This window comes from Citrobacter sp. CK191, assembly GCF_030333435.1.
Classification (GTDB): Bacteria; Pseudomonadota; Gammaproteobacteria; order Enterobacterales; family Enterobacteriaceae; genus Citrobacter_B; species Citrobacter_B koseri.
This window is the reverse complement of the sequence record NZ_JAOWFX010000031.1, coordinates 763313-775579: the sequence shown is the minus strand read 5'-3', so window position 1 is coordinate 775579 and position 12267 is coordinate 763313. Positions and strand designations below refer to the sequence as shown.

Sequence of the window (12267 nt, the reverse complement as noted above, 5' to 3'; positions counted from 1 at the left end):
AATGGCGGCAGAACATCTATCCGTACCCCGACGAGAACGAGTGTGGCGTATTCCCTTCCCTCGTACGGTCGCAGGCGTCTGGGTTTTTGCCGTCGGGATCATTCTGCTGGTGATGCTCGGAGTACAAATCCTTTCTGGTCTCGTTCTGGCGATGTTTTATGTACCCACGGAAGGGCTGGCCTTTGATTCAATCATTCATATTATGCGATCCGTGAGACACGGCGAACTGGTGCGCAACGCGCATTCTATTGGCGCATCGCTATTTTTCTTCGCCTGTTACCTGCACATCTTCCGCGCCATGTATTACAACGTGTACCGAAAGCCTTATCTCAAAATGTGGATGATAAGCGTGACGTTATACGTGCTACTGATGATCACCGCATTTCTGGGATATAGCCTGATTTGGGGGCAAAAGAGCTACTGGGCCGCTACCGTTATTACCGGATTCACTCGTGCGATCCCGTGGGTGGGAGATACGTTGTATTCGTTTTTAGTCGGCGGGTATGCTCCAGGAACACCCACATTAGGCCGTTTTTATGTGCTTCATTTTATTATCCCCTTCGTCATTGTCGGGGGAACGATATGGCATATCCGCACCGTGCAGTCCGCATTTGCGCAGGCAATGAAAAAGACATTTACGCAGAGCGAGTCCCGGAAACTGTTTTTCGATTATAAAATCACCGACAGTGATGCCATCAAGCTCACTCTTTTCATGATGCTGTTCGCCTGGTTTTTATTCTTTGCCCCGCACTATCTCAGCAGCGCCGACAATTTTATCCCGGCAGATCCCACCGTAACGCCCGCTGTCGTGGCGCCTGAGTGGTATTTTTTGCCGTTCTTTTCCATTTTGCGCTGCTTCCCAAACGAACTTCTCGGGATAGTCGCCATGTGTGCTTCAGTGCTGATTTTTTATTTTCTCCCCTGGCTCGACACTTCACGCGCCCGCTTTCGCAATTACAGCAAACTCGTTAAATGTGGTTTTTGGCTCTGGGTTGCTAATGCATTCTTTTTAGGATGGCTGGGTTCAAAAGCGCTGGTCGGCCCCGACCTGCCTGACGGTTTCAGTAATGAAGAGGGCTGGATACGCGCGGCATCGCAACTTTCAACGCTGGTTTACTTCGGATGGTTTGTCATCGTACTGCCCTGCCGACGTTTTCTGGAAAAGCAGGATTAACCGCCATGAAGGGATTAGTGAGATATAGCGTTTTATGGCTGTGCATTCTGGGCACCAGCGCTGTCTGTGCGCAAGAGACGCCACCTCGCCAGGCGTGGAGTTTTAGCGGCATAACGGGCCACTATGATAAAGAACAACTGCGGCGCGGTTTACAGGTCTACGAAGAGAAATGCCGCGCCTGCCACGGGATGGTTCATCTTAATTTTCGTACCCTGACAAAGCCAGGCGGGCCCGAACTCTCGCTCACAGAGGCAAAACGTCTTGCCAGCGGCTACGTCTTTCCCGACATTCAGGATGATGGTCAACCCGGCGAGCGGGAAGGCAATCTCAATGATACGTTTGTCTCGCCCTACCTTAACGATCAGGAAGCAAGATATCTTAATAATGGCGCCCTTCCCGTCGATTTAACCTATATCGTTCGCGCCAGAACGTTCGACCGGGGGTTCCCGCAATTTCTGTTCGATGCCTTCTTGCCCTATACCGATCAGGGGGCGGATTACGTCTATGCCTTGTTGACCGGTTATCTGCCTGACGACCCGGAAATGAAGGCAAACCGATACGCTCCCGGCGGCATAATTAACATGCCGAAGCCGTTGTCTGATGGGGAGATCAACAGGTCAGAAAAGGACGATATACCAGAAACCGAAGAGCAGTACGCGCGGGACGTTACGGCTTTTCTGGCATGGGCTGCCGATCCGGCGCTTGAACAGCGAAAGCATCAGGGCCATTACGTAATGAGTTATCTGGTCATTATGCTGGCATTGCTGCTGATTTTGCGCCGATTAAAGAGACGCTCGTCAGAAAAAACGAGTGAGAATGGTTAAGACAATGACCAGTCAGTCCAACGCTGACTGGTCTTAAACCGACGCGATACCTTAGCTGTGACGGCGATTGTCGTTACGGCGGCAGCGTTTGTCGTAGTGGCGAACCCACCAGTAACGATCGCTCACCTGCTCATGCCCACCTACGCGGGCACCTGCCAGCCAGAGAATGGCACCGACAAAGATGCTCAGCACCGCACCATGTGCAAAAAATTGTGGCAGGTTAAACTGCGGTAACTGGTTTAAAATAGAATAACCAACACCAACCACCATGACCACTAACCCCAACCCCATGAGCACGTTACCGAGTAACGAAGCGTTTTTGCGTTTCATATGTCACCTCCGGAACTTTTGGGTTGCTTCAGGGAATACCCCTAATCCTTATGTGTAAAGTATAGACAACACTGTGCTTTATGAGTGCGTGGGCGATCACAATTACAACCTGTTATTCAACAAAACTTTACAAATAACCCTCTGAACAGCTTGACTTTCCAATAGTTCAAACAGGCAATTATTCAGCTTCCGGCGCAATCCACGCTGTTTTTTGTCAAGCGCGGCCGCAGACAGTAAACTACGCGCCAGTTATGAACACACTCAGGACAAAAAACGTGACGATTAAATTGATTGTCGGCCTGGCGAACCCCGGCGCAGAATACGCGGCGACACGCCACAATGCGGGCGCATGGTACGTCGATTTACTGGCAGAGCGACTACGCGCGCCTCTGCGTGAAGAGCCGAAATTCTTCGGTTACACCTCCAGAGTGACCCTCGAAGGGGAAGATGTTCGCCTGCTGGTGCCGACCACGTTTATGAATCTGAGCGGTAAAGCCGTCGGCGCGATGGCCAGTTTTTACCGCATCATGCCTGATGAGATTCTGGTTGCCCACGACGAACTGGATCTCCCCCCTGGCGTCGCGAAATTTAAGTTAGGCGGCGGACACGGTGGTCATAATGGCCTGAAAGACATCATCAACAAACTGGGTAATAACCCTAACTTTCATCGCTTACGTGTCGGAATTGGTCATCCGGGCGATAAAAATAAAGTTGTCGGTTTTGTTCTGGGTAAACCGCCGGTGTCGGAACAAAAGTTAATTGACGACGCCATTGACGAAGCGGCACGTTGTACTGAAGTCTGGTTCAAAGAAGGGTTAACCAAAGCGACGAACCGATTACATGCCTTTAAAGCACAATAAGCAGTGATGTGCGGCATTTTTGCCGCGCGCTGTGTATAATAGGCAAAGTTGTTTACTTTTCTACAATCTGTTTTCTGCAACAGGTTGATTATCAAGATATTAAGGTGATTTAAATCATGGGATTCAAATGCGGTATCGTTGGTTTGCCCAACGTCGGGAAATCCACCCTGTTCAACGCCCTGACTAAAGCCGGTATTGAAGCGGCAAACTTCCCGTTCTGCACCATCGAGCCAAATACCGGTGTAGTGCCGATGCCCGATCCGCGTCTGGACAAACTGGCTGAGATTGTCAAGCCGCAGCGCATTCTCCCTACCACTATGGAGTTCGTCGACATTGCCGGTCTGGTAAAAGGCGCGTCGAAAGGCGAAGGCCTGGGTAACCAGTTCCTGACAAACATCCGTGAAACCGAAGCGATTGGTCACGTAGTACGCTGCTTTGAAAACGACAACATCATCCACGTTGCGGGGAAAGTAAACCCGGCGGAAGATATTGACGTTATCAACACCGAGCTGGCGCTGTCCGACCTTGATACCTGTGAACGCGCCATTCACCGCGTGCAGAAGAAAGCCAAAGGCGGCGATAAAGACGCGAAAGCTGAGCTGGCCGCGCTGGAAAAATGCCTGCCGCACCTGGAAAACGCCGGCATGCTGCGCTCACTGGATCTGACAGACGAAGATAAAGCGGCGATCCGCTATCTGAGCTTCCTGACGCTGAAGCCAACCATGTATATCGCTAACGTCAACGAAGATGGCTTCGAAAATAACCCGTACCTGGATCAGGTTCGCGCCATTGCCGATGCAGAAGGCTCTGTCGTGGTTCCGGTTTGTGCCGCTATCGAGGCCGACATCGCAGAACTCGACGATGCTGACCGTGACGAGTTTATGGCTGAGCTGGGTATTGAAGAACCGGGTCTCAACCGCGTTATTCGCGCTGGCTACAAGCTGCTGAATCTGCAAACTTATTTTACCGCTGGTGTGAAAGAAGTACGCGCGTGGACGATTCCTGTCGGCGCAACCGCACCGCAGGCTGCGGGTAAAATTCACACCGATTTTGAGAAAGGCTTTATTCGTGCGCAGACCATCGCTTTCGACGACTTCATCACGTACAAAGGTGAACAAGGCGCGAAAGAAGCCGGTAAGATGCGTGCGGAAGGCAAAGACTACATCGTTAAAGACGGCGATGTGATGAACTTCTTGTTCAACGTCTAATTCGCTTCTGTTGTCTCATGCGATCTCAGTGAATCGCATGAGAATCTCAAAAAGCCATAAAATCCACGCAATTGCGTGGATTTTTTATTTAAAGCGTATCCGTTGATATCATGGAAGTGCGGTCGGAACTGAGTATAGCGGTGGTGATAATCTGAATAGCCACCCATTTTGTAGACGCCTTAAGTGGTTGTAGTTATAAATTATCCTTTGTATGAGGCTTCTTGTCCGCAATGACAGGCGGAAGTCGGCTAAAAACGATATTACATGTTATTTGATCATATCCAGAATGTCTTGAGCCTTTTGAAATAGCTCGTCATAAGTGACAATCTCAACGTTTGTCATACTATTTCTGAATAGCTCAAATGATTTGTATTGACTATTATCTTTAAGCTCCGACTCAAGTGTACCAATAACAATTAAGCATTTAGGGTTGAATGCCAAAAATGAATCACCTCCGTTACCTTCACTTAGTTTGAAATATTCCTTCATTAATTGGTCTTTATAATTTAACACCTGAACAAATGCCCCAGATAGTTCTTCGCTAATTGAATAGGCATTAGTTCTATATCTTTTCCCCAGCAATATCGTCTTTGGGGTCTTTATTTCGACCAATACTATATTTCCAGTCAGTCTGCTTGCGTAGATAAAATCGACAAGATTACCACCCGAATTGTTTATCGATTTTCCGCCAACATAGCATTTACTGCCTAACTGAAACATACTTTGTGGAAATATCTGTGATAATACAGCAGGACATTTTTGTAGAAGAGTTTGCCAGAATTCCTCAGATGCATTTTCACGATTTACTTTCCAGACACCTATTGCTTCCTCTAAAGAGATTTCGACCTGCTCATCCAGCTTGACCTCTGCTACACACTTCGAGGCAGACACTATTTCTGATATTTTATTTAAATGTTCTTTCCTGGCCTTTCTTAGCCACTCAGTCGAATATATTTCCGGCTGCCTGTTAATAATCGCATGATGATTCGGGCATAACAGAAGATAGTTTTCTGTTTGAAGTAGTTGGTCTGCATTTGTAGAAGGGTTGTATCTTGGCCCGTGAGAGTGAATGGCTTCAATCGAAGCTATTTCCCCAATAAATGATGAGTCCTGAAGCATGAGGTTTTGATCACAACCTGGAAACGAGCATCGATAGCCGCTCAATATAGCTACCTGCCGCTTCACGCTAGCGGAGAGATAACGTCTTACCTTTCTCTCAAAGGTTACTTTTTCCGCCTCAAATTCCATTAGCACAACCTCAACTTTCGCAGTGTATTTTATTTATCCTGACGCGCATCTTGCAGATGCGTACAGCATATTCGAGTATCTTTACCTGCATCATACGATTTTGTCAGTAGATTTCCACTCACCGTTTTTGAGTGAAGATTCTCCGCAATGAGCATAAATCTGCCCGAAACGGGTATTCATGAACGGAAGCTTTACTCGTCATTGACCCATCTTCGTGAAAGAGACACCTTTCACGAATAACAAAAATCCACGCTCTGGCGTGGATTTTTTCATAACGCTGCGCTTCACATTAATAACCAGCCGCTGACTGCCTGGACGGGCAATCTCACCCGACTACCCCTGCTCTGCCGCTATTAAATAGGGCGCAATGCTCGCTAATTTCTCCCGGGTTTCCGTCAGTTCGCGTTCCGGCGTAGATTGCGCGATGATTCCCGCCCCCGCCTGTATCCAGCTACGCTGGCTGTCCTGAAATACGGAACGCAGGACTAGCGCCGCATCGAAGCGCGTATCGTCCAGCAACAGGATTGCGCCGGAATAAAGCTCTCGCGGCGTCTTCTCAATTTGCATAATCGCGTTCAGGGCAGCATTTTTAGGGATACCTGAGGCGGTAATCGACGGAAACAGCACGGTAAACGCATCCCAGGCATCCTTGTTTTCCGCAAGCTGACCGCTCACACCAGACCCCAGATGCTGAACGCTGCCGCGCTGGCGAACCGACATTAAATCTTCAACCACCACGCTGCCCGGCTGGCAAACGGCCTCCAGTTCAGCAATAGCTTCTTTGACAGAAAGGATATGCTCAAGCACCTCTTTACTGTCGTGCAGCAGTTCTGCCTCTTTCGCCTTATTATGCTCCGGGTTTCCCATGCGATCGCGGGTGCCCGCAAGCGGTTCAGTGACCACTTTATTGCCCGTCACTGACATCACCAGTTCCGGGCTAAAGCCCAGCGCTTCGCGTCCTTCCTGACGGAACATAAACGAGCGCACAGGCGTGTTTGCCTGTCGCCCGTATAACAGCGTGGCGGGCATATCAATCCGCGATGGCAGGGGAATGGCGCGCGAGACAATCACTTTGACATACTCGCCACGGCGGATCTCCGCAACGGCGCGTGCAACCTGTTGTTTATACGCCTCACCATTGAGGGCGGTATCCACCGCCAGTGGTACGTTCTGCGTCGTTGTACTGGCCTCTTTTACCCACTCGCACAAACGTCGGCACCCGTCGGCGGAGTCCGCATAAACGGTGACATTTCCCTTTTCAAAAATAAGTTCTTCACGGGGAACGGTTAACGTCAGCAGCGGCCACTCCCCGGCGTTAAAGGCAATCCCCCGCGCATGCGCCGCAAAGTTGAACCCAACCTGTCCATATACCCGACGTCCTTTCACCTGAGGATGCGCCATAAAACGACGCGCGCAGTCGGCAATGGAATCCACCGCCCATTTTTGCTCCCCGGCATCATCAATAAATGTCGCCTGCGTTCCGTCGGCATTAATGTGCAGCCGTGCCTGGCACCCTTTGCCTAAATACCAACAGGGTTGACGCTCATAGACATAACACTCTTCTTCTGCGAACTGGCGTAAAACGCCAGAAATCGTCGGCAGCCATTGTTCCTCTGGTAACGCCAGGTGTAGAAATTCACTGATTTTCATCCCTTACCTCTCTGTGTTATTCCCGGATCAATCAATTGCGCTTGTCATCAGTTCTCTTGCCGAATGCAGCCGGATATAAGCAACCCACGCCGCCAGCAACGTGAATGCCCCGGCAAACAGGAAGCAGGCCGCATAGCCAAAATGTTGAGCAACAACGCCGCCGATAACGCCAGCCAGAATGGCGATTGCCGCGTCAGTACATTGAAAGAGGGTGAAGTCGACACCGGCCTGCAAAGGCGATGAAAGCGACATCAGCGTGGCGTAAAGACAGACCAGCGCGCAGGCCAGCGAAATGGACTGGACAATGACCAGACACTGGAGAATCGGCAGCAGCAGATGACCCGGCGCCATCATGAGCGTCATCACCACCGCCAGCAGCGCGATCCCCTGGACGCCATAAGCCGTCAACAGCGCTCTGCCGGGTGAGGTGTATTTCATCAGCAATCCGCCGGCCAGCGTTCCTGCTATGCCCGCTGCAATATTGCCGCCGCTGAACAGCGCGCCCAACGCGGACATGCTCAACCCATGATCCAACAACAGCGGCGCCAGAAGAGGCAGCACAAACCGCATGCCTGAATTCAGCATTAATACCAGCAGTAAGCCCAGGCGCGCCTGTTTCCTCCTTAGCGCATAACCTAACGCCGGAACATGCGGGATAGTCGCTGTTCGCGTCGGCTCCGTAATGCGCCACAGCGGGAATGACAGCGCCATAATCAGCACCGCCATCATCAGCATGGCGACAGGCCAGCCGGATGCTGCCGACAGCATCAGGAACACCCCGCCGCCGCACATCATTCCCAGATAGCTGCCGCCAACCTGCACGCTGTTTCCCCAGCCGTAACCCGCGCGGGTCAGTTGATCGACGCAAAAGCCGTCGCTGGCGATATCAATGGTGGAGGCGACCGTGCCTGCCACCATAAACAAAACAAATAACGCAACGATTTGCGTATCGGGAAATCCCCCTTCTCGCCCAAACCAGCCAATCGCTGCGGCAATCATCAGGATCGCCGCTAGCGCGACCTGACCACGCAGGATTAACATCCGCGAACGGCGTTCCGGGCTACCGGGCGGAAGCCGCCAGCGTTCGATCCACGGCGCCCAAATAAACTTCAGCGCCCAGGGCAGCATGAACAGGGTTGTCGCACCGGCAAGCGCCAGCGAACCGCCAGCAGCGCGCACCAGCGCGGGTAAGGACTGCATAGACAGCGCCGATACCAGGCTCTGCGTCACATAGACGCCGGCAATAGCAAAAATCACCCGCCCGGTCGTCAATGTCAGCGGTTTCACATTCGACTGAACATCACTCATGCACCCACTCTCCAGACGCGGAAACCCCGTCGTCACGCCACACGCGCGCGGCCATTTGCGCCTGCCACAGCGCCTGATAACGTCCATGATGAGAGAGCAATTGCGCATGAGTACCCTGCTCAACCACCTGTCCCTCTTCCATCACCAGAATGTTTCCGGCCCCGGCAATGGTGGATAACCGGTGAGCGATGATAATCACCGTCCGGTTGTGAACCAGGTTATCGATCGCTTTTTGCACCGCCAGCTCGCTTTCAATATCCAGTGCGGCGGTCGGTTCATCGAGAATGACGACCGGCGCGTTTTTCAATAACGCTCTGGCAATGGAAATCCGCTGGCGCTCGCCGCCCGATAGCTGGCCGCCCATCTCCCCCATTGGCGTCAGCCAGCCTTGCGGAAGACGGGAAATAAACTCAAGGCACTGCGCCGCGCGGGCTGCCTCTTCCACCTCCTGTCGCGTCGCCTGTGGGCGCGCGATACGGATATTCGCCAGCAGCGTGTCATCAAACAGCCAGACATCCTGGAAAACAACAGAAATCAGGCTATTGAGCTGTTCCGGCGTCAGGCGGCGAATATCGACGCCGCCAATAGAAATCTGCCCTTGCTGCGGATCGGCATAGCGCATTAACAGTTTAGTGACCGTGGTTTTGCCTGCGCCGGAGGCGCCCACCAGCGCGCTCATACTGGCCGCCGGGAACGTCAAAGAAACATGATTAAGCGCGTGGCCGTCGCCTTCTTCGTAGCGATAGCTGACGTTGTCAAAGCGGATATCGTAACGTTCCGGCATCTCGCTTTGCTCTGCGACGGGAAGCGGTGCTATCGCCATAAACTGCTCAATCCGTTGCAGGGCGCTGGCGATCAGTTCCACAACCGAGGTGTAGCTGATAAACATCGCCATCGGTTCTGCGAAGCGCATAATCATCGCGACGGCGGCAATCAGAAAGGCGAGGTTCAGAGTGCCCGTCACCACCCAGACGATCCCGGATAACACCACCACCTGTAGGCCCAACTCCACGACGCTGGCGATCAGCATCGTCGCGCCAGCGCCCTGACGGTGAGTGCGGGTCTGTAAGTTTTCCAGCGCATTGAAATGCGCCAGCAGCGCCCGGCTTTTATCGGCATCGCTGCCGCAGGTGCGCAATACCATCATCCCCTGAGCAAATTCAACGATATCGCCGCTCAGACGCTGGTGCGCTTCCCCCAGCGTCTGCATTTGTCGCCGCATCGCCGGGCGGCGCCAGTAATAAAACGGCACCAGCAGAGGGAAGATCAGCAACATCACCAGCCCCAGCCGCCAGTCTATCCACAATGTCGCCAGCGACGCCGTCAGCGGCGTGACAATGGTGAGCAGCAAAATATTGGCTATCGCAATAACATAATTAAGGTTTTCATCCACGCTGCCCAGCAGCAAGGCGTTCATTTCGCCCGCCCTGCCGCGCTGGAGCTTCTCCAGCGGCACGCGGCGTAACTGCTCGCCAAGTCGCAGGCGCAACTCATGGGTGGCCTGCGCCAGATGACCACGGTATTCAAAGCCCAGGCCATACCAGCGTAGCGCCAGCGTCACAATCGTGGCAACGCTGAAGGCCACAGCCCAGTTGAGAAGTTGCGGCGCGTCTCCCCGTAACAGCGCATCAATGATCGGATAAAGACAGGCAAAGGCGATCCCCTGCATGAATGCCGCCAGCAACAGCGCCAGCATACTGCGCCTCAGCATCCTGGCCTGACTGCCAACGCTGGAGATAAGCTGGCGCCAGATGACGCGCCAGGCCAGGTTATCCGCAGGATTATTGTCTTTCATTTTCCACCACCTCTTCCTGTGTTCCACCCGGCACCCAATGCTGCGCCTGCTGATAGTGTTGCCAGAGCCGTTGATACAGGCCGCCCTGCGCCAACAGTTGCGTATGGTTCCCCATTTCCCTGAGCTGTCCGTCGGAAAACAGCAATATCACATCGGCCTGAGTCACCATTGAGAGACGATGCGCGACCATGATGACCGTCCGGCCGCGCATGGCCGCCGCGAGCGCCTTGATAAGCGCCGCTTCGTTTTCCGGGTCAGCAAACGCCGTCGCCTCATCAAGCACCAGGATGGGGCGATCCTGCAAAAGCGCCCTGGCAATAGTAATGCGCTGCCGCTGGCCGCCGGAGAGAAATACCCCGCGTTCCCCGACTCGCGTGTTGTAACCTTCTGGCAACGCGCTAATAAAATCATGGGCCTGCGCCACTCTGGCCGCCGCTATTACCGCCTCCAGCGGCGTATCCGGCGCGCCCAGACGAATGTTATTGGCTATCGTGTCGGCAAAAAGGAAGTTGTCCTGAAACACAAACGAGAGTTGCTTCATCAGGGTGTCCGTCTGCATATCGCGCAGATCCACGCCGCCAATACGGATATGGCCTTTGTCCGGGTCGGCATAACGCAGCAGCAAGCGCGCCACGGTGCTTTTTCCGGCGCCGCTTGGCCCGACCAGTGCCACAATTTGCCCGGCAGGCACATGAAAGCTCACCTCCTGCAACGCGGCGCCAGTACGCGCTTGCGGATAATGAAAGCTCACCTGCTCAAAGGTAATGCTCGCCTCTTGCGGCTGCTGGTCAGACTGCGGCAGCGATAACTCCGGCATCGCGAGAACCTGATAAATACGCTGAATGCTTAAACGCGTTTGCGCGACCAGGTTATTGAGCATCATCATTGGCATTACGGCTTCGGCCATTCCGCTGCCCAGCAGTAAAACGGCCACCCACGCGATAAAATCGAGACTGCCATAGTGCAACAGGCCGTATCCCGACCAGATCAGGACAAACAGGGTCGGGAGAGGATTCAGAATCGAGAAGGAAAAACGCGCTGAAAAACCGGCTTTGCGATACCAGGTTTTGAGCACATCGACCCACTCTTCAAGGGCGCGTTGATAGCGCAAAAAACTGCTGCTGCCACTATCAAACGTTCTCACCACGGGCATGGCCTGCACGAACTCAATAACCGCCGCGCTAACCTGCTCGCGCGCCTTATGATAACGCTGAGCCATATCTTCCGAACGCTGGCGGGCAAGCACGAGAACAACCGAGCCAAACGCCAGTACCCCCAGCGTCGCGATTGCCAGCCGCCAGTCCAGCCAGAACAAGATAACGATTGTCGCCAGCGGCATGATGATCGCGCGGGCATAGAGCGGCGTACTGTCGGCCACAAAAATATGTAACGACTTCACGTCATCCAGCATCACTTTCGCCACTGACCCGCTACCCATTTGCTGTAACACGCCAGGCGGAAGCTGCAATGCTTTACGGGCTAACCTGCTGCGCAGAATGTTCTCCAGATGAAAAGCCGCGTAATGAGAGGTGTTGAACGCCTGCAAGCGCAGAACAAAAGTTAAGATCACGCAGCCGATCACGCCGCCCAGCGGCCAGGCCGGAATAGCGTCAGGCGTCGCGCGAATGTCACGCAGGCTCCACGCCAGAAAAAGGAGCGCCCCCAGGCTGGTTAATGCCGCCAGCCCCGCCAGCGCCATAGCTAAAATAACCTTCCTGCGAACCGGTGTAATCACCTGCCAGAGAGGAAATCGGGACAGCGATTCAGTATTGGATGATTGAGATGACATGGGAGTAACTGAATTTCCTGATGAATTTTTACGGACGCCAAAAACGACAATTCAGGGTGGCGTTCTGAGAATTAATGTGAA

General features: G+C 53.1%; 10 protein-coding genes. 4 read left to right on the top strand and 6 right to left on the bottom strand.

The features are described from left to right. The first annotated feature begins 1 nt into the window (after position 1). Positions 2-1174: a cytochrome b gene (locus OGV82_RS15335; RefSeq protein ID WP_047463409.1), complete on the top strand. Its 1173-nt coding sequence runs from the start codon at positions 2-4 to the stop codon at positions 1172-1174. Positions 1175-1179: 5 nt separating this feature from the next. Then, positions 1180-1998: a cytochrome c1 gene (locus OGV82_RS15330; RefSeq protein ID WP_047463407.1), complete on the top strand. Its 819-nt coding sequence runs from the start codon at positions 1180-1182 to the stop codon at positions 1996-1998. Positions 1999-2049: 51 nt separating this feature from the next. Here the strand turns inward: OGV82_RS15330 and ychH are convergent, their stop codons facing one another. Then, entirely contained in the window at positions 2050-2328 is a 279-nt protein-coding gene (gene ychH, locus OGV82_RS15325; RefSeq protein WP_012132144.1) for a stress-induced protein YchH, read from the bottom strand. 275 nt (positions 2329-2603) lie between these two features. Between ychH and pth the strand changes: the two genes are divergently transcribed. Both pth and ychF read left to right on the top strand, forming a co-directional pair. After that, positions 2604-3188, top strand: coding sequence for an aminoacyl-tRNA hydrolase (gene pth / locus OGV82_RS15320; RefSeq protein WP_012132143.1), 585 nt, complete (start codon positions 2604-2606; stop codon positions 3186-3188). A 116-nt stretch (positions 3189-3304) separates the two neighbouring features. Then, positions 3305-4396, top strand: a complete 1092-nt coding sequence (ychF, locus tag OGV82_RS15315; RefSeq protein ID WP_012132142.1) for a redox-regulated ATPase YchF — start codon at positions 3305-3307, stop codon at positions 4394-4396. Positions 4397-4663: 267 nt separating this feature from the next. Here ychF and OGV82_RS15310 read toward each other — a convergent pair whose 3' ends face one another. The 5 genes from OGV82_RS15310 to ybtP form a co-directional block, all read right to left on the bottom strand. After that, positions 4664-5644, bottom strand: coding sequence for a Shedu immune nuclease family protein (locus OGV82_RS15310; RefSeq protein WP_047463405.1), 981 nt, complete (start codon positions 5642-5644; stop codon positions 4664-4666). A 333-nt stretch (positions 5645-5977) separates the two neighbouring features. Then, complete coding sequence (gene ybtS, locus OGV82_RS15305; RefSeq protein WP_047463404.1) at positions 5978-7294, bottom strand: yersiniabactin biosynthesis salicylate synthase Irp9/YbtS; 1317 nt, start codon at positions 7292-7294, stop codon at positions 5978-5980. 27 nt (positions 7295-7321) lie between these two features. Continuing rightward, a complete protein-coding gene (gene ybtX, locus OGV82_RS15300; protein WP_047463401.1) occupies positions 7322-8602 on the bottom strand; it encodes a yersiniabactin-associated zinc MFS transporter YbtX in 1281 nt (426 codons plus the stop codon). Continuing rightward, positions 8595-10397: a yersiniabactin ABC transporter ATP-binding/permease protein YbtQ gene (gene ybtQ, locus OGV82_RS15295; RefSeq protein ID WP_047463399.1), complete on the bottom strand. Its 1803-nt coding sequence runs from the start codon at positions 10395-10397 to the stop codon at positions 8595-8597. Before ybtQ ends, ybtX begins: the two co-directional genes overlap by 8 nt. Then, on the bottom strand, positions 10384-12096 hold the full coding sequence (gene ybtP / locus OGV82_RS15290; protein WP_047463397.1) for a yersiniabactin ABC transporter ATP-binding/permease protein YbtP: 1713 nt from the start codon (positions 12094-12096) through the stop codon (positions 10384-10386). The genes ybtQ and ybtP overlap by 14 nt, the downstream gene beginning before the upstream one ends. Positions 12097-12267: the final 171 nt, after the last annotated feature.

What these genes read in the sequence shown, in the direction of transcription:
- OGV82_RS15330 (WP_047463407.1), top strand. Translation starts at nt 1,180, where the DNA reads ATGAAGGGATTAGTGAGATATAGCGTTTTATGGCTGTGCATTCTGGGC.
- ychH (WP_012132144.1), bottom strand. Translation starts at nt 2,328, where the DNA reads ATGAAACGCAAAAACGCTTCGTTACTCGGTAACGTGCTCATGGGGTTG.
- ybtQ (WP_047463399.1), bottom strand. Translation starts at nt 10,397, where the DNA reads ATGAAAGACAATAATCCTGCGGATAACCTGGCCTGGCGCGTCATCTGG.
- OGV82_RS15310 (WP_047463405.1), bottom strand. Translation starts at nt 5,644, where the DNA reads ATGGAATTTGAGGCGGAAAAAGTAACCTTTGAGAGAAAGGTAAGACGT.
- ychF (WP_012132142.1), top strand. Translation starts at nt 3,305, where the DNA reads ATGGGATTCAAATGCGGTATCGTTGGTTTGCCCAACGTCGGGAAATCC.
- ybtX (WP_047463401.1), bottom strand. Translation starts at nt 8,602, where the DNA reads ATGAGTGATGTTCAGTCGAATGTGAAACCGCTGACATTGACGACCGGG.
- ybtS (WP_047463404.1), bottom strand. Translation starts at nt 7,294, where the DNA reads ATGAAAATCAGTGAATTTCTACACCTGGCGTTACCAGAGGAACAATGG.
- OGV82_RS15335 (WP_047463409.1), top strand. Translation starts at nt 2, where the DNA reads ATGGCGGCAGAACATCTATCCGTACCCCGACGAGAACGAGTGTGGCGT.
- ybtP (WP_047463397.1), bottom strand. Translation starts at nt 12,096, where the DNA reads ATGGCGCTGGCGGGGCTGGCGGCATTAACCAGCCTGGGGGCGCTCCTT.